Annotated in this window: 16 protein-coding genes; 1 reads left to right on the top strand and 15 read right to left on the bottom strand. The window is 38.7% G+C overall.

Annotated features, from left to right (window positions below; translation table 11 throughout):
- Positions 1–62 precede the first annotated feature (62 nt).
- Positions 63–1,238, bottom strand: coding sequence for an acetyl-CoA C-acetyltransferase (locus ABC255_RS13335; RefSeq protein ID WP_412994138.1), 1,176 nt, complete (start codon positions 1,236–1,238; stop codon positions 63–65).
- Positions 1,239–1,441: 203 nt separating this feature from the next.
- Here ABC255_RS13335 and ABC255_RS13330 point away from each other — a divergent pair, with 203 nt between their 5' ends.
- Positions 1,442–2,218, top strand: coding sequence for an IclR family transcriptional regulator (locus ABC255_RS13330; protein WP_412994136.1), 777 nt, complete (start codon positions 1,442–1,444; stop codon positions 2,216–2,218).
- A 177-nt stretch (positions 2,219–2,395) separates the two neighbouring features.
- On the opposite strand, the gene ABC255_RS13325 is transcribed toward ABC255_RS13330, so the two are convergent.
- The 14 genes from ABC255_RS13325 to ABC255_RS13260 form a co-directional block, all read right to left on the bottom strand.
- Positions 2,396–2,953, bottom strand: a complete 558-nt coding sequence (locus ABC255_RS13325) for a hypothetical protein (protein WP_412994134.1) — start codon at positions 2,951–2,953, stop codon at positions 2,396–2,398.
- Positions 2,954–2,988: 35 nt separating this feature from the next.
- A complete protein-coding gene (locus tag ABC255_RS13320; protein WP_412994132.1) occupies positions 2,989–4,215 on the bottom strand; it encodes an FAD-dependent monooxygenase in 1,227 nt (408 codons plus the stop codon).
- A gap of 189 nt (positions 4,216–4,404) precedes the next feature.
- Positions 4,405–5,280, bottom strand: a complete 876-nt coding sequence (locus ABC255_RS13315) for a fumarylacetoacetate hydrolase family protein (protein ID WP_412994130.1) — start codon at positions 5,278–5,280, stop codon at positions 4,405–4,407.
- A gap of 13 nt (positions 5,281–5,293) precedes the next feature.
- The gene (locus tag ABC255_RS13310) at positions 5,294–6,415 is read right to left on the bottom strand and encodes a cupin domain-containing protein (RefSeq protein WP_412994128.1); all 1,122 of its coding nucleotides are present in this window, start codon (positions 6,413–6,415) and stop codon (positions 5,294–5,296) included.
- A 95-nt stretch (positions 6,416–6,510) separates the two neighbouring features.
- Positions 6,511–8,214: an acyl-CoA dehydrogenase family protein gene (locus tag ABC255_RS13305; protein WP_412994126.1), complete on the bottom strand. Its 1,704-nt coding sequence runs from the start codon at positions 8,212–8,214 to the stop codon at positions 6,511–6,513.
- A 4-nt stretch (positions 8,215–8,218) separates the two neighbouring features.
- Positions 8,219–8,638: an acyl-CoA thioesterase gene (locus ABC255_RS13300; protein ID WP_412994125.1), complete on the bottom strand. Its 420-nt coding sequence runs from the start codon at positions 8,636–8,638 to the stop codon at positions 8,219–8,221.
- Positions 8,639–8,652: 14 nt separating this feature from the next.
- Positions 8,653–10,215, bottom strand: coding sequence for a class I adenylate-forming enzyme family protein (locus ABC255_RS13295; RefSeq protein WP_412994124.1), 1,563 nt, complete (start codon positions 10,213–10,215; stop codon positions 8,653–8,655).
- Positions 10,216–10,328: 113 nt separating this feature from the next.
- Positions 10,329–11,108, bottom strand: coding sequence for an enoyl-CoA hydratase-related protein (locus tag ABC255_RS13290; protein WP_412994122.1), 780 nt, complete (start codon positions 11,106–11,108; stop codon positions 10,329–10,331).
- Positions 11,109–11,127: 19 nt separating this feature from the next.
- Complete coding sequence (locus ABC255_RS13285; protein ID WP_412994121.1) at positions 11,128–11,982, bottom strand: 3-hydroxyacyl-CoA dehydrogenase family protein; 855 nt, start codon at positions 11,980–11,982, stop codon at positions 11,128–11,130.
- 226 nt (positions 11,983–12,208) lie between these two features.
- A complete protein-coding gene (locus ABC255_RS13280) occupies positions 12,209–12,670 on the bottom strand; it encodes a MarR family winged helix-turn-helix transcriptional regulator (RefSeq protein WP_412994119.1) in 462 nt (153 codons plus the stop codon).
- Positions 12,671–12,706: 36 nt separating this feature from the next.
- Positions 12,707–14,086 carry an MmgE/PrpD family protein gene (locus tag ABC255_RS13275; protein ID WP_412994118.1) on the bottom strand — a complete coding sequence of 460 codons (1,380 nt, stop codon included), beginning with the start codon at positions 14,084–14,086 and terminating at the stop codon, positions 12,707–12,709.
- Complete coding sequence (locus tag ABC255_RS13270) at positions 14,083–15,225, bottom strand: CapA family protein (RefSeq protein ID WP_412994117.1); 1,143 nt, start codon at positions 15,223–15,225, stop codon at positions 14,083–14,085. The genes ABC255_RS13275 and ABC255_RS13270 overlap by 4 nt, the downstream gene beginning before the upstream one ends.
- Positions 15,226–15,257: 32 nt before the next feature.
- Complete coding sequence (locus ABC255_RS13265; protein WP_412994115.1) at positions 15,258–16,541, bottom strand: cytochrome P450; 1,284 nt, start codon at positions 16,539–16,541, stop codon at positions 15,258–15,260.
- A gap of 326 nt (positions 16,542–16,867) precedes the next feature.
- Positions 16,868–19,078 carry a helix-turn-helix domain-containing protein gene (locus ABC255_RS13260; RefSeq protein WP_412994113.1) on the bottom strand — a complete coding sequence of 737 codons (2,211 nt, stop codon included), beginning with the start codon at positions 19,076–19,078 and terminating at the stop codon, positions 16,868–16,870.
- Positions 19,079–19,134: the final 56 nt, after the last annotated feature.

The following is a 19,134-nucleotide window of genomic DNA, read 5'->3' as shown; positions in this document are numbered from 1 at the left end:
AGTAGTCGAAAGATGTAAAAAGAACCAATCGTTTTAAACAGATTGGTTCTTTGATTACTGATTTATAGACGTTCCCAAATGGAGGCAATTCCTTGTCCGCCGCCGATACAAACAGCAGATGCCCCGTATCTTGCGTTTCTTCTTTGTAATTCATAGATGAGCGACAAGGTAATTCTTGTACCACTTGCTGCTAGTGGGTGTCCTAGTGCAATCGCTCCCCCATTCACATTTCCGATTGCTGGATCAAAACCTAATTCTCTTTGACAAGCTAAATATTGTGCAGAGAAGGCTTCATTGATTTCTATTAAATCTAGGTCTTCAATCTTTAGGTCTGCCTTTTTCAAAGCATCTTGAATTGCAGGAACCGGGCCGATGCCCATATATTTAGGGTCAACGCCAACAACGCTCCACGATACAAGTCTTGCGAGTGGTTTTAAGCCTTTTTCCTCGGCATACTCACTTGAAGTGACAATAACAGCAGCTGCTCCGTCTACCATTCCGCTAGCATTACCAGGAGTAACAACACCATTATCGACAAACCGAGGCTTTAATTTTGCTAGTTTTTCCATACTCGTTTTTCGGACATGTTCATCACGATCCACGATGATTTCTTCTTTTCTCCCTTGAACAGTCACTGGAGTAATTTCTTCTTGCAAATAACCTTTTTCAATTGCTGCTAAAGCCCGCTCATGGCTTGATAGGGCATGCTGATCCACTTCTTCACGTGAAATTTCATATTTTTTCGCCAAATTTTCCGCAGTTTCTGCCATTGTACAGTCGCCAACCGTATCATATAAACCATCCCAAACCCAGTCTTCAATAACAGGACCGCCAAGCTGGCTCCCCCATCTCATTCCTGGAATAACATGGGGCACATTACTCATGCTCTCTGTTCCTCCTGCAAGCACAGCTTTTGCTTCTCCAGTCAAAATGTAACGGGCTGCTGTGAGAATCGCTTCTACTCCACTTCCACATAAACGATTGATGGTCAACGCTGGCACATGGATTGGAAGCCCAGCTTTCAATCCAACATGCCTTGCTAAAATGTGAGCATCTTTACTGGATTGCTGAACGTTTGCAAAGACAACCTGATCAATCTCTTCCGGATTAATATTTGATTTGCTAATCGCGGCTCGTGCTGCCTCTGCTCCTAGATCTGTTGCGGAAATTCCTCTAAATGTGCCAGATATTTCGGTAAATGCTGTTCTAGCCCCTTCTACTAATACGATATTGCTCATCTTCTCCATCTCCTTTTCAAAACGCTTTCATTTTTATATAAAATAACTTATTCTATTACTATTAAAAACTCTTTTTTCCAAGTTCTTATCTTTATTGTAATGATTTAGCTTACATTTTGTTACCTACACTATGTAGGAAAAACACTACTATTCTTCATTTATAAAGTAGCAAACAGAAAACGTTGGATTTGGGGGTTCTTGTTTTGTCCAGTGATGAAAATAGCAAATATATTATAACCTCTGTTAGAAACGCCATGAGGATCCTTCGTTTATTTAAAATAGGACGGGAAGAATTCAGTGTGACAGAAATTGCTGCTCAGACGAACTTGCCTAAAAGTACTGCTTACCGGCTTATTTCGAAAATGGCTGATGAAGGCTTCTTATCTAAAAATCCCAAAACCAATCATTACCGTCTTGGGCTTTCCATTTTAACCGTGGGTGGCGTTATTACCAGCCATCGTGATTTATTCAAAGAAGCAAAACCAATTGTGGAGCGGGTGGTAGACATGTTAGGAGAAACTGCACACATTTGTCTCCTTGAAAATAATGATGTAGTCTATTTACTTCGTAACGAGGGTCCTGATTCTGTAAGACTGTTAACGTATATGGGCAGAAAAAACCCCCTTCATTGTACCAGCGAAGGATTGGCTCTCCTTGCCTATCAAGATGAAAAAACGATTCATAAATACTTAGAAAAAGACCTCTACGCCTATACCCCTTCTACCATTACAGAACGGGATGAGTTAGAAGACTATTTAATAGAGATTAAGAAAAATGGATATGTTATTTCTAAAGATCACTTTTATGAGGGTTATGTTGGAATCGCTGCACCAATTCGAGATTACTCTGAAAATGTAGTGGCTTCTCTTTCTGTAATAGGACCGACATCCCGAATCACCGAAGAACAGTATCCAGTCTTTATAAAAACCATTATGGAGGCTTCAAAAGAGATTTCCTCGTTGCTTGGTTATTATGCTTAAAAATGAAATCAGCCCTCTCAAACTAGCAGGGCTGATTTCTTTTTTTTATCCGAGAGTACTTCTCTCTTTCCGAGAGTTATTTCTCCCTATCCGAGAGTATCTTCTCCTTATCCGAGAGTATTTTTCTCTATCCGATAGTTATCCCTCTCCATCCGAGAGTATACAAGGTTTAAATTATTATAATAGATAAAAGGTGTTACCTTGAGGTCCTAGCGGTAGATGCCCTTCCACCAAAAGGTCTACTAAAATTGAAATCTTATCTTTTTCATCCGCAAGTTCAGCTGTACATGCCAATGTGCTAATATACATCGCATGGCCAACAAGAAATTTTATCGTATCCGCTTCATTAAAAGCCTCATAAGCATGTTTGTATGCTCCATGAAAAACAGCTTCTGGTACCTTATCCACGACATCGTTTAGAAGTTGTTGATTACCAAAGTTGTCAATCTTTTTTCTAAACTGGTCTGGTAACTCTTTCAATACTTCCCAAAGTTCACTATTTTCAAATGAGAGTTTTCCAATTGTTTCAGCAACCTGTTCTTTTGTAATCCACTTAATATCATAATTGTGGACACCAACAGCACTCATAAATCTTGCTAATTTGCCTTCCACATCCGGATTCGTTTGGCCTGCTTTTGAATACCAGTTTATCGTGGTTAATTTATCAATCAACTCATTTACCGAACGAGCAGTCTCACCATATTTTCCTTCATTTATTAACTGTGCCAAAGCCATTCTATTCGCTCCTCTCTGATACGTTGTACCATTGACTAATATTTTGTTGTTAATTCTGGTGGACCAAATTTAGGACCATACGGACCCTCTTCTAACCACCGGCCTAATCTCGGTACAACGGAAACGAGAGAAGCAGCAAGATCACGTTTCAAATTCATTTCCGGAGAGTTCCCCTGTAGGTGATGCAGGGCAGTAGTGGAACAATCACGATTCCAATTTGCTGCAATATACCGTTCATTTGCCGCAAAATGAATCGCCTTCCTTCGTTCCTCCTCTGAATTTGATTGCAAGGCCTTTTCAATCCCCGCTATTGCCTTAAGAGCATCAGGAACACCAGAGTTAAGACCACGAGCACCGAATGGAGCAAATAAATGAGCTGCTTCCCCGGCAAGTAAAACACGGTGCTTTTCATCCGTGAAAGAGTTTGCCACAACTTGATGGAATCGATACGTCGATACCCATGTAACTCGATCCGCATATTTAGGATCCATGACTTTCGGTAGCCATTGTTTCACACCTTCCATGCTAGTAAAATCATCTGGATTGTCACCCTCTAGCAACTGAAGGTCAACACGCCATCCTCCTTTAAACGGAACAAACATTACATTTCTTCCACCTGTAGCAGGATGCTGGTAATGGAAGGTACGTTCCAGCGGCAGCGGATTATCTTCGTCTTCTTTCACATCAAGCACTAGGAATGTATCCGCTGTCCTAGGACCTTCAAATGTTAAACCAGCTTGTTCCCTTACGACTGAGCGGGCACCATCACAACCAATCACATACTGTGCTTCCCAAACTTCACCCGATTCAGTCGTTAAAATGACGCCATTATCGCTAATATCAAGATTAGATACAGGTGAACCCCAACGAATCTCTACACCAGCCTCCACGCATGCTTCATAAAGATGCTTTTCAATTTCATCCTGATGAAGAGAAGTAAAATGAGGCAACTTAGTTGGATCTTGGTTATTTGTTATTCCATAATTTCTAACGTATACTTCTTTTCCTTTATAAAGCGTTCGATTAATTGGCCAGATAATCCCATTACGCGCTAAAGTAAAACCTAATCCTTTGTATGTCTCTTCAAGGTGGTTAAGTGTTGCATTATGGATATAGATCGCTCTGCTGCCAGGACGTGGACGTCCAAACGGATCCGCCTCAATCACAACAGAAGAGATCCCCTTTTGATTTAACGCAAGACCAGCTGTGAGACCAACAGGGCCCGCTCCTACTACAATCACATCAACTTTGTTTTTTACCATGCTTTATGATCTCCTTTTTTTGTTTTTTGTTAATTTGATTATAAGAAATATGATTGCTAGAATAATATGTTGTTGTTCTGCTATGTGGGAAAATACAATAAAATTATTCATTATTTCTAATTTTCTGCCGATAATAGTGCTAAAAAAACCTCACAAAGGAATTACCTTTATGAGGGCCATTTTGCTATTTTATTTACCTGTAGTACTATATTCTGTTACAACCTTCTCTGCATATTGGACATTGACGGTAAACGCTCCAACCTTTTCAATTTCAATTCGAACAGTGTCGCCATCTTCGATAGGACCAACACCTTCAGGAGTTCCAGTTGCAATGATATCACCAGGATTAAGCGTCATATTTTGATTGGCTGCTTCAAAGCATTGGTAACAATCATAAATCAAGTGCTTTGTACTTCCATCCTGACGTAGTTCATCATTTACCCATAGCTTCATCGCTAAATCATTGGGGTTATCAATTTCATCTGCTGTGACAATCCATGGACCAATCGGTGTAAAGCTATCAAACGATTTTCTCCATGTTCTTTCTTCGTTCCCTCTAATAGAGATATCCAACAAAGCGAAATAACCGAAAATATAATCCTTAGCCTCTGATGCCGAAATATTTTTTCCCTTTTTTCCCACGACATAACCTAGTTCGGTCTCATGGTCCGTTCTCCGACCCTTAATTGGCAGTAAAATCGGATCTGATGGTCCAGATAATGATTCTGGTGATTTTAAAAATAGTTTAATTTCTTCAATCGTACGTGGTGCATTGTTGAATAGTTTATTCATTTCGATTTGGTGATTTCGATAGTTAACGGGTGCTGCCCATATCTTTCTTGTTTCAGGTACAGGAGATTTAAGTTTCACCTCTGACAGCTGGAAAGTAGGACAAGATTCAATCGCAGTTTCAATTTTTCCTTTTAATTCCTCAAAGTTCTCTACCAACTGCAAAAATGATTCATTTGGCTGAACAGGGTTCCATCCTGCAACATCTGAAATATTTGCTACTCTATCACCGATTACTACACCTAGCAAGTTTTCATTAAAAATGGCAATTTTCATTCCGTATTCCCCCTCATTCTACAGATGTATCTGGTACAAAAACCTTTTCGATGATTTGATGGCCATCATTTTCCTGATAAGCCTCACAATACTCCAGCTCTAATTTCTCCATAACAGGCTTATCGTTAAATGAGAAAAGGTAGACATCGCCCGAGCCAGTATTTACATGCTCATGCTTGCTCCACGGCGGTAAAATAAAGAAGTCACCCTTCTCCCAATCAAACTTCTGCCCATCAATGACGGTATAACCATTCCCCTCGAGAACATGGTAAATAGCACTATGTACATGACGGTGTGCTTTTGTCTGCTGTCCTGGTTTTAATTTTTGCATCATGGTACCAATGCGGGAATCCGCAGAGCCACCTGTTAATGGGTTAATATATTCAATGGCATACCCATCGTATGGATCATTATCAGTTTCCTTCATTTGGTCTAACAAATATTTCACTCTATCAAACTTGTATCCATAAATGGGCGAAGGATAGCCAGGCTGTTTCGATTCGTTTAGCTTTTTAAATGCTCCCATTGAAAATTGCATTTTTGAATAGTTCTCAGGAGCTTCCATTGGATAACTTTCTTCTTCGTAGGGTTCAAAAAACGATGCAGCTAAAGTACGAACAAGTCCCACATCAAGACCATCAAGCCAAAATACTGGTTCTGTTCCCTCGTGCTTGTGTTCGTGCCATGTCCATGCAGGTGTCAATACCATATCGCCGCGTTCCATATAGGTTTTCTCTCCATTAACCGCTGTATAAGCCCCGCTTCCTTCAATAATAAAGCGAATAGCTGATTGTGAGTGATGATGGGAAGGAGCACTTTCTCCCGGAAGCAGTAACTGAATCCCAGCATAAAGCGTATGGGTTCCATAGCCGACAAGCCCATGTTTTAATAGACTTGGATTCTGTAAATAAACAACCCGCCGCTCTGCATCTTTACCTGGTTTTAGCAGTTCACCCGCTTTGAGTACATATTCTCTTATTGTTTGCCATTTCCACAAATAGGGTTCGACATCATGAACAGGTTCTTTTGTTACCATATGGCCAAGATCATACCAAAGTGGACCCAGGTGGTTCTTTTTCATCCCTTCATAATACAAATCTAAATTTTCCTGCGTTTGAACATCATTTTTTGTCATATCGCATCACTCCTATTAATAAAAGTAAAAACTGATTCAGGGAAACTATCTGAATCAGCCCTTTAATTCGTTAATCCGCCGACCTCGGGTTTAAATTAGCAAAAATAGCATTCTTTCATTATGGCAGCATCGGCAATTCTGCGTTTTACGGCTATGATATTTTCCGGACTGCTCATAACGAGGAGACTGGCGATTCGTGAAAAAATATCGCCATTTCCAAAATGGTTAATCATATTTAAGGCTCTAAGAGCAAGCTGTTGAGAAGTTTCTAGTGAATATACTTTAGTACAATCAATCTTTTGTCTATTGGTTTCCTCACTTGTTTTCAGTATTGCTTTTTCCGTCCTTAGGATCGCGCTTTCAACGGCATAAATTGAAATAACCAAATCTGCTAGAAACGCAGCGATTTCTTGTTCACTATTAAAATTACTAAGTGAATTCTCCTTAACTGACTCAATTGATTCATGAAACAGCTTTTTTAATAGCTGAAGAACCTGCTTCTCCCGTTGGAATAGCCCATTCTTGAAATCAATACTTTCGGCTGGCTTCAGATGGTTCTTTAAGACCGTACTTGCGATAAGGATTCGGTTAATCTCATTTGTACCTTCAAAGATTCGATTAATTCTAGAATCCCGATATAGGGTTTCAATTTCATATTCAGCCATGTACCCATAACCACCGTGAATTTGTACGGCCTCATCTACCACAAAATCAAGAATCTCAGTTGACATGACTTTATTGATTGAACATTCCATGGCATACCGGGCAATGGTTTCACCGTAATCACCACCGGTCTGCTTCATTTCATCGAATCCATCCTGCATCAAACCTGACGTCCTGTAAATAGCGCTTTCATTCACGTATGTTTTTATGACCATATCCGCAATCTTGCTCTTGATTAGATTGAAACTAGACAAAGGCTGACCAAATTGCTTTCGCTCATTGGCATATTTTACAGCAAGTTCAATGGCACGTTTAGCTGTTCCGAGCGAAGTTGCCGAAATCTTATGACGCCCAATGTTTAAAACATTAAACGCAATAATATGTCCTCGACCTACCTCACCGATGACATTTTCGACAGGGACTTTTACATTCTCTAATACAAGTGATCGAGTGGAGGAACCTTTGAGCCCCATTTTCTTTTCTTCAGGGCTGGTAGAAACACCCTCGTACTCTTTTTCCACAATAAAAGCTGTAAACTTTTGGCCATCCACTTTTGCATACACTATAAAAACGTCAGCGAATGCCGAATTGGTAATCCATTGTTTTTCTCCATTAAGTAAATAGTAGTTTCCACAATCTGAAATCAAAGCATTTGTTTTCAAACTCATGGCATCTGTACCAGAAGAAGGCTCAGTTAAGGCATAGGCTAATATTTTTTCACCAGACAAAATATCTGGGAGGTACTTGTCCTTCTGCTTTTTCGTTCCAAAATAGGCGATAGGCAAAGCACCAATTCCCGTTTGTCCACCAAACGTGATCGAGAATGAACGACCGACAGCCATTTTTTCCGAAATAATGGTTGCACATACCTTCCCTAACTCTAGGCCGCCATCTTCTTCTGGGATATCGGCACCGATAAGACCGAGTTCTCCAGCTTTTTTTACTAGATTGATTGTTTCATTAAATTCTTGATTCTCTATTTTCTCTAGTTTTGGATACACTTCATTCATGACAAATTTAGTTGCCATGTCCGCAAGCATTATATGTTCATCTTCAAAATCCTCTGGGGTAAACACATTTGCTGGCAAAATTTCATCATATAAGAAGTTTTTACGATCCTTCTTTTCCGTTAGCATGATATTATCCCTCCACGATTTCTACTTGTGGCAGCATCTTCTCTCGGATAATATCTGGAATCGGCTGTGCTTTTGGTTTTTCTTTAAAGGACGTCCACGCACGAACTTCGTAGCCTTCTGCTGCAATTTGCTCTCCTTTTAAAAATACATGCTTGATTTTAAATACTTTGTTATGAAGTTCTTCCACATAACTTTGTACTACCACCTTGTCTTCAAACAGAAGCGGTCGTTTAAAAATACAGTTTGCCTCCAATAACGGTACCCCGATTTGCTGTTCAGCAAATAGCTGTGAAGAAGGATAACCAATGTCTGCTAAATATGCATGTGTTGCGTCATCCATCCATTTATAGAAATTTGGGTAAAAAACAATTCCTGCAGCGTCTGTATCTCCCCAGCGTACTTGAAAATGGTATTCAGATTTCACCTTAAATGCTCCCTTCAATTTTTAATAGATGGACTCTTTTCAGCAGTAATCTCTTCCCGTAGTTTTAATTTTTGAATTTTTCCACTTGCAGTGACTGGAAACTTATCCGTAAAAATAATTTTTTGGGGAACCTTGTAATTTGCCATGTGTTCCTTTAAGTAGGATTTCATTTCTTCCTCTGTACTTTCTTTCCCGCTCTTCAACTGGATAACGGCACAAACGATTTCTCCTAGCGTTTCATCCGGAAGCCCAACCACGGCAGATTCTACTACTTTAGGATGCTTTGATAAAACAGCCTCTATTTCCTGAGGATAAATATTAAATCCTCCTCTGATAATCATTTCTTTTTTTCGACCAATAAATTTCAAATTGCCTTGATCATCAAGCATCCCGAGGTCACCGGTGTAATACCAGCCTTCGTGATCAAGTACCGCAGCAGTCTGCTCTGGCAATTTATAATAACCCTTCATGGTTCCGAAGCTATGAATTGCGATTTCACCCTTTTCGCCATTAGCCAGTGACACTCGATTATCATCTACTATTTTTAACTTTACGCCTGGAAGTGGTTTTCCAAGTGTTTCAGTAATGTTCTTTTCCACGTCGTCATAAGGTGTTAATGTAACCGATACGGTCTCTGTAATTCCAAAGGATTGACAAAGGTTCATGCCCATTCGGTCACGAATTTCTTTCACTTTCGTTGCTGAAATAGGTGATGCTCCTACAACCCCCGTTCTTAGTGAGGATAAGTCATAGGTGTCAAAATCTTGTGTTTCTAACAGTTTAATAAACATTGTTGGTACTCCGTTAAGAATGGTAACCTTTTCCTGTTCAATTAAACTGAGAATTTCTTGAGGTTTGAATTTTTCAAGTAAAATGACCCGTGTATTTGTAAAAAACGCATTAAACAAATTAACGGCCATACCAAAGATGTGGAATAATGGTGAAGGAAGAATTAAGACATCATTTTCAGTGCAGCGTAGTTCAGCACCCATCACATTAGCAGATTGTACAACACTACGATGTGTAACCATTACCCCTTTAGGAACACCCGTTGTACCCGATGTATATAAAATGCAAAATAAATCATTATTTACATCAATATTTTCTTGCCCAATTTCATCGGTCTCATCATTTAATAAGTCATTATATGATGGGTAGTTATTTAACTTAGTCCTGACCGTAATGATCTGAGGTACAAAGTAATTTGCTTCCTCAAAGCCGAAATTTTCTTCAAATTCTTCTGTAGCAATTAATGCTTTCGGTTCTGAATTTCTTAATATATGACTGACTTCATGTGCCTTATATTTAGGGTTAAATGGTACGAGCACCGCTCCAATTTTTGCGGCAGCAAAATAGATGACGATTATTTCATACCAGTTTGGTACGGAGACAGCAATTCGATCTGCTTTTTTAATTCCTCGTCCGACGAATGCAGCGGCTAGCTTATCTGCATCGGATTTAATTTGTGAAAATGTTATTCTACTAGTTAAATCAAAAACGGCTTCATTCTCACCATAGACCTTTGCTGCATGTTCTAGAATTCCATATACCGTAAAATGATTACGATCATTCACCATTCGTATCATCACTCCAATTATTCACTATGATACAATCTTATTTAATAAATTCGAAAATGAAGTATCCATTGCGTTCTGCAGGATACTTCATTTTGTTTAAGTTAAAGGAAAAATTATTTCCCAGCGAAAACTGGTTTTCTTTTTTCTACAAATGCCTTTAGTCCTTCTTTACGGTCTTCTGTTGAGAACGCATTTGCAAAGCAGGTACTTTCAATAATTAGACCTGACTCGATATCCGTGTTTCCGCCGGTATTAACAGCTAACTTTAACATTTGCAATGCCACTGGCGGTTTTTGTGCCAGCTTTTGAGCCCATTCCTTAGCAAAGTCTAGTAGTTCTTCGACTGGAACCACTTTGTTTACGATGTTTAATTCCAAGGCACGATAGGCATCAAACATTTCCCCAAAGTATAGAAGTTCTTTTGCTACTCCTTGACCAACGATTTTCTGAAGACGTTGGGTGCCGCCTCCTCCAGGGATAATCCCAAGGCCAACTTCTGGGAATGCAAATTTTGCTTTACTTGAACTAATCCGCAAATCACATGCTAGTGCGAGTTCAAGACCTCCACCAAGGGCTAGTCCATTAAGTGCGGCAATAACCGGTTTTGAAAGATTTTCAATCTTTGAGAAAACCAGTCTTGATGTTTTGTTCATTTTATTAATACCAACCAGATCCAAGTTAGCCATTTCATTGATGTCTGCACCTGCTACGAAAGCTTTTTCACCGCTTCCAGTTAAAACAATGGCACGGACTTCATCATTGTTTTCCAATTGGTCAAAAAGGTCTGATAATTCGTTGAACACTTGTGTGCTCAGCGGGTTTACAGGTGGTCTGTTAATGGTTACAACTGCTACTTTATTTTCAATTTCACATAATAGATATTCATAACTCATGATAGTTCCCTCCAATTAATTATTCGTAATCGTAAAATCCTGCACCCGTTTTCTTCCCTAATCTGCCTGCCTTGACAATTTGCTTTAATAATAGCGGCGGTGCATAATAGTTCTCGCTAAATTCTTCTTTAAAATACTCCATAACATGGTAGCCAATATCCACCCCGGCAAAATCTTGAAGTTCAAATGGTCCCATTGGATAATTCAACCCAAGTTTAACTGCCTTATCGATGTCTTCGTAAGAAGCGACGCCTTCTTGGACAAGTCTTATTGCTTCAATAAACTGCGGAAGCATGATTCGGTTTACAATGAATCCAGGAGAATCCTTTTTTACTTCCACTGGTTCTTTTGAAAGTTTTTTAGATAACGCTTTCAATTGTTGCACTGTTTCATCACTTGTTTTAAATCCACGAACCACTTCAACAAGTTTCATGATTTGGGCTGGATTAAAGAAGTGCATTCCTGCCACTAACTCTGGGCGGTTTGTAGCTGCCGCAATTTCCGTAATCGACATGGACGATGTATTTGTTGTTAAAATTACACCTTCGCGGACGATTTTATCGAGAGCTGAGAATACTTCTTTTTTAAGATCAAGATCCTCTAAAACCGCTTCAATGACAAGATCAACATCTTTAAAGTCTTCTAAGCTAGTCGTCGTTTGAATACGACCTAATGCCTCTTGCTTCTGCTCCTCTGTCATTTTCCCCCTGGCAACGCTCTTTTCCATAAACTTACTCATTCGATTTAAAGCGCTTTCTAAAAAGCGTTCCTCGATATCTCTTAAAACGACATTAAATCCATTTATAGCAGCAAGGTTTGCAATTCCTGTGCCCATCGATCCTGCTCCTACAACACCAATTGTTTGAATGGTCATTTCTACAACTCCTTATATGTTTAATTTTTTGTTTTTTCTATAAATTTATTATAGCGAATCTATACAGTTGAAATACACCTTCACAATGTAGGAAAGAAGATAATATTTTTCATCTATTTTACGGTTTAATAGATTATGAATGAAGGAAAGCATAAAAAAGTCAATAATCTTTTACCATTTAAAAGATTATTGACCTTATAATTTTTGTAACTCGTGATCTTCAAAGTTACGAGGTAAATTGTTTTGAGCTTTGTACCTTTTCCAAGTTTCTTTGTACTTTTTTTAATAGTATTCTAAAGTTATGAATCTCCTCGTCCGTCATCCCATTACAAATGGTCTCTTCGCATTCAACAATCAGGTCATGTGCAAATAGCTCCAACTCTTTACCAACTTCTGTTAAATAGATTCTCTTAACACGTCCATCCTGTGGGGAGGATTTCCGTATGAGCCAGCCTTTTTTTACCATACTATCAATCATTCCCGTCAATGATGCAGGTGTCACTCCCAGTGCTTCAACGAGCTGCGTTTGAGTAAGAGCATCGTTCTCCCAAAGCAGCTTTAATATCCAATAATTCGAACTAGAAATATCGCAAGCTGACATTTTTTGGTTTACTAGACTATTTAAATGTAGCGATGTTCTTCGTATGATACTACCAAACCAATTACTTCTATCTAGATTCGCAGACATGATACACTCCCCCAGAGTTAACTCCTAGAAAAAAACTTACATGAACCTAGTAACATCTCGAATTTCTTCAATATTTTCCAAGTTAAGAATTTGTTCTATTACACTATTTAGATCTTCTGGAAGAATACTATTTCTTGAATAATGACTGCAGTTAATAAATTTCTTTGTTAACTCTTCGTTCGTCATCGGATGATTCGGATGTCCAAAGGGCACATCGACCCTCTCAAAATATACATTTTGATCCTTCGTCCTAATCTCCAAGTAACCCTTTAGTGTATCTTTCATAGCGAGATTCTCGTTTACTTCATATTGGAATTTTTGAGCCACTGCAAGTACCTCAGCATTCTGAATCGCTTCTGCACTGTAATGTTCCAAAGAAACATTTCCATAAACCATAGCTGTTGCAATTGCAAACGGCAGGCTAAACTTAGCATTGATCGCATTTTCGGGTTTACGCTTTCCTTCAATTGGCTCACAGATGAGTGTCTGATTAACGGGACCTACCACTGCTTTAATTTCTTCAATATCATCCACTTGTAGATGATGCTCCCCCATTATTTTAAGGACACACTCAATATATGGATGGGTACCCCTGCAACTTGGCCATGGTTTAAAACTCACATTGGCACCTTCAAAATTTTTGCCGAGGTCACTCACTAATAGTTCAGGGTCATAATGATCTCTAGAAAAAGCATAGAAAAACCCTCTTTTTCCATCAAAGGGTCGCTCAAACCCGGTTACGCCTTCTTTGGCTAACAATGCAGATGTCACACCAGCTTTCGCAGCAAAAGCATCTCTAACGGATCGAATCAGAGTTTGTGGGTTTTGAGTAATCTCAGCACTACAAGTGGCCTGACATAATAGTAAAGAAAAGGCATCAAGCATCTGCTTTTCTGTCAAATTCAATAGTTTACCGGCTGCAGCTGTGGCTCCAAAAGCACCTAAAATCGGAGGAACATACCACCCATATTCCAACAAGTTCTTGGTCAAGGAAAGGCCCATTCTACATACCAAATCATTTCCTAACGCAACGGCTGTGATCAAGTCCTTACCATTAACATTTTCAAGCATTTCAGCGATCGCCAACGCAGCGGGAACGGTCGGAGAACTAGAATGAACAAAAGCAGTATCGTGCGACTCCCCAAAATCCATGGAATGGGCCATTGCACCATTCACAAAAGCTGCTGAACTCGCTGAAACTTTTTGGCCAAATCCCAGGATTGAACTTTGTTCTCTCCCTCCTTCAGCAATGGCAACGTTCGCAAAAGCTTGGCAGCCTTCCCCTAAAGTATTGGCGGCAAGTATGACCCCAATGGTATCTAATATACTCTTCTTTGTAACTTCGACTACTTCCTCTGGTAAGTCATCGTATTGAATCTTTACCAAATGCTGAACTATTTCCTGTGATAAATTCACAATGACACCTCCACACGAGCCTTTTCAGTAATGATGATCTCATTTCCCTTTACTGTAAAGGCTGCCGGTAATTCTTCGGATTGAGTGATTTTTTTCATATCTTCCACTATCTCATCAAAACGAGCATCTCCAGCATTTAACACGTGCGGCTGGTCCGTCTGGGGATCAATGTAGGCCGGTTGGAACGCGACTTTTTGCAGTTGCTTATCAGCGATGGTACATTTCACGATCATTGTTTTATAAGAATCTAATGGCCACAAGGCTTTATCCACATTCCAATCAGGATTGAGTGCCTGAATCTCTTTGAATGACTTGCTATTAGATACCTCTTTTTTAAAATGAGGAGGTAATTCGATTGCAAAATTACCTAGGCTATAAAAAATGACTTTTCCTTTATAGACTTCGACCCCTTTTAAGATATGGGCATGATGCCCTAGAATGATGTCAGCCCCAGCATCGATGGCGGCATGGGCTACTTCCCTTTGATAATCAGCGATTACCGCAGGAACAAAGTGAATACCCCAATGAATGGATACCACAATTAAGTCTGCTTTTTCTTTTGCTTTTTTAATATCGTTAACCATCGACCGAAGATCATCCCGTTGGGCGAAGGTATGGATGCGGCATGGTGTACCAGGCTGATCGTGTTCAATCTGTTCATACAAGGTATGCGCCCTCATCGGAACGCAACCCTGACGATCTTTTTCAGCCCAATAGCTTTGAGGTAAGATCGAGTTGTATCCTAAAAATGCTACCCTTGTATCCTCTTTTTCTACAATTGCTGGTTTCCTGGCTTCGTCTATGTTTGCCCCAACCCCGATGGTTAACAAATCATTCTCCCGTAGAGCATCTAAGGTATCAAAAAATGCTTCTCTTCCCATATCCATACAATGGTTACTCGCAAAGGAAACCACATCAAATCCTGCTTTTTTTATCGAACTTGCTGCTTCTGGGATGGTATGAGCTGCTAATCTTGCTTGTGGCAACGGAGTTCCTCTATTGGATAACACAGAGTCGAGTTGACAAAATGCGATATCGGCCTCTTGGATAAAAGTGGAAACGTGTTCAAAAATAGTATCAGGATTTTCTCTATTTGGAGCAATATCACCAACTGCATATAATTGAATCTCTCTTGTCATTATTGCCATCCTCTCTATGAATCTTTAATTTCTTAAGCTTTAACAACCTTTAGTGGCAGGGAAACGGGTCCCCACTCCGGAAATGGAGCCATTTGAATTTTACCTTCACCAAGTTCAATATTTTTGGTTCGGCCAAGTAATTCTTGAAGAGTTATCCCTAACATCATACGAGCAAGTGGTGCGCCCGGACATTGATGCGGACCCATTCCAAATGCCACATGTTCTTTAATATTTGGACGATGTAAAATAAATTGGTCGCTATTCGGAAAAATATCTTCATCACGATTGGCAGAGGCAAAGACCACCGCAATTGGCTCATCTTTCTTTATCAACCTTCCTCCAATGACAACATCCTCAGTTGGTGTTCTGGCAAAACCACGATATGGAGTAAACAGACGTAAGTATTCTTCAATTGCTGCTGGAATAAGACTCGTATCATTTCGTAATTGGTCTTGTATATCTGGATTTTGTGCAAGATGAACGGAGACGCTTCCAATAAACACAACAGGTGCAATCATTCCGACAACAATTAACTGACGAATCGTACCAAGGATTAATTCATCCGGTAGTGGTTCCCCTTTGTAGGTTCTTTGAAGAAACGCACTAGTTACATCCACCGTCGGGTCCATTGGTTCGTCTTTTCTCATTTGGATAATTGTGCGGGCAATATCGTATAGTTCCAAACTTTTTTGTTGAATCATTGGTTTGTCCATTACATTCAAAGCTTTTACATATAACTTTGTCACCTCACGGATTTTCATGGATAATTCCGTTGCAAGATTAAAAAATTTCGCAAAAACATAACCTGGTAATTGATGGGAGAACTCTGTGCAAATATCTCCTCCCCCAGCATCAATAAAAGGCTGCAGCAGGTTAACGGTCGTTTCTCTAATTAAAGGTTCTAATTCTTTCATCTTTTCATCTGTAAAAAATGGATCCAAAGTTCTTCGATAAGGAGTGTGCTCTGGCGGATCTAAATGCAGCGGCGGTCTCCTGCCGGTTGTGGAAACTTTGGGTACTACATTCTGAACAGAAGTTACAAAGGTTTTTGGGTCTTTTAATACGTTTACAACATCCTGGTGTTTAAAAAGCGCCCAAAACCCTGCATAAGATTCACTATGAGCAACCGGGCAACTTTGTCTTAATTCTTTATATTCTTCATGAGCACTTGTAAATGTTTCTTCCTTTACCGCCTCAAAATCATGGGTTAACCTTTCGGAATTGAGTTGATTAAAATCAAACTCTCCATGATTGAAGGGGCACTTTGACACATTTGCTGAATCTACTGTCAAACTCTTGTTATCTTGATTACTCATTGTTTTACTCATCCTTTCCATTTATAAAAATATTTTGTTGAAATTAATCGTTAGGTTCCTTAATAATTAACCATCTAAAAAACTAATTTAAGTGACAAAAATCGTTAGGAAGCTAAATATCGTGGAGGTTTTATATATTTTTGAATATACTGATAATTCATACTTTACGGAAGATACATCCTAAATTCAAGATATTGTAGAGGACAGAGCGTAGGAATTATTTTTAATTTTTCCTACGAAGCGTACGATTGACTTATTTTTTTGGGGAATAATAAAGAAAAAACACTAATAAATTTTGATATTTACTAGTGTTTTATAAGTAAATATTATTTTAATTTGACTAGTCTGTTACTCTCTATTTCTTGTCCATACATATCGTAAAGCTTTAAAGCCAGCATTAAATTGAATCTAACTTCCGCGTCGCTTAATTGAATATCGAGAAGTGATTCTATCTTTTCAAGTCGATAGAGTAACGAACTTCTGTGGATATAAAGCTCTTCAGCTGTATTTTTCACATTCCCATTGTTTTGGAGAAACGTGTGTAGTGTATTAATTAAATCTGTATTTTTCCCTTCAGAATAGGATAAAAGCGGGCCAAGATGTTGCATTACAAATAAATCAATCGCCATTGAATAATTTAAGTGATGGAGAATGGCATAGGAACTGAGTTCATCAAATAAGGAAAAACCGTTTTGCCGTAATCGGCTGGTAACAATGTTTAATGCCTGTATGGCTTGTTGATAGCTAATATAGTAATCTTGTATGTTATTTGTTCTCCCGCCAACTCCCATTAATACCTTACATTTAATCGTGGTTTCTAATGCCCACTTATTTATTTTAGAGTAAATGGAATGCCAGAACTTATTGGGAAGAGCACTTTCATTTTTTAATGGAACAATTAATATATATTTCTCATCATGGTAAGCGGTTATTATAGAAGCGTCATCCACGCTAATTTGGGATTTAATGTATTCCCATACTTGGGTTTTTTTCGACTGTTGTTCAAACAGATTGCTTCCTTTTAACTCTTTGTCATCAAGTGTTATTGACAAAACTGCAATTTGATGACTATGAAAAAGATCCCACTGAAAAAGATTTGCATATTGCAGAATGCCCTCTTTATCTTCAATGTTCTCTGTGAGTAATTTATTGATAAAACTATCTTTGGCCTGTTCTTTTGCATCTAGAACCAGTTTTTGCTTAATGAATTGAATAGAACAAATATTTCGGGACAATTCAACGGTTAAACGATCAATCTCATCCATTTCTCCATTTGGCCGGCCCACGGCAAGATAACCAAGTAGACTTCCTCCTCCATTAATCATTAATAATGAAAAGCAACTGGAAGGATCATCCGAGTCTTCCACTGTGAAATAATCAAGACTTTTTTGTTTGCTTTTCATAGTTTTCGCTACATTTGAAATTTGATCCGGTAGTTGACTCCGATAGTGTTTTTCATACAAACTAAATGAAATGGGCTGCATAAAACGATCGTAGAGGATAACCGGATTTTGAAACAAGTTTGATAGCATAGATGTAATTCCATCAAAGTTGTCGACTTCTACCGTTTCTTTAACAAGAGCTTGTTGAAAATCCAACAGAAATTGAAGGCGATTTTTACTCTCCTTCTCTTTATTAAATAACCGTGCATTTTCCAATATTGTGGCAACATGATTGGATAATAACTCCAACATTTTTAAATCATTTTCTGTAAAAATAGCATCCTTCTTATTCTCAATATGCAATACGCCAATTGTTTTTAAGTCAATAATCAAAGGTATCGACATTTGCGATCCGCCAGGGACCTCTAAAAACGGAAAATATTTATTTAGCATATAGTTTTCTTCGATCATAATTTTATGAGGAAACTCACTTTCTCCATAAGCTGGCGGCTGAAAAATAAAACAATTTTCCTTTTCATCATATAAATAAATACAAGCAAAGTCCGCATTGGTTCCTTGTCCAGCTCTCATGGTAAGCTCAGCAATATGTTGTTCAATGGGAGCTTTTAGGGATAAATTCTTACTAATCCATTCAATCCCTTCTATTTTTTTCAATTGTGATTTTTTTTCTCTTGCCATTGCCATTGCTACAGCAATATCTTTTCCGAATTCTTCAAATGGCTTTTCCATTTCTAATAGTGGTAAATAGTTTAAAAAACCTACAATACAAAACCCTAAATTGTAATCGTTATCATAAAGAGGCACAGTAAACCAAGTATTAACCTTCGCATCTTTAAGTACTTTTGAAAGTTGGCAGATTTCTGGGAAGTCTGCACGTTCATTTGTCAAACTCTGCCGAAGAAGCTTCGGAGAACATTTATGTATATCTAAAGGAAAAGAATTTGTCACCGCAGGCAGGTTTCCACTCCATGCTTTGGGTACAAAATTCTCAGATTCATTAAGTATCACACCGACAAAATCACAATAAAGTTCCGAATGGAAGACGGCTGTTAAATATTGGAGAACTTCATCTTCGGTATCAAATTTAATCAGTTGTCTGGCTGTAGAGCGTAAATGGTTTTCTAATTTTTTCATTAGTTTATCCTTGTCAATGTACGGCATAACCCATTTCCCCTCATCCATAATTTCAC

It is taken from the genome of Neobacillus canaveralius (assembly GCF_047237705.1).
Lineage (GTDB): Bacteria > Bacillota > Bacilli > Bacillales > Cytobacillaceae > Neobacillus > Neobacillus niacini_K.
This window is presented reverse-complemented; position numbering and strand designations above follow the sequence as displayed.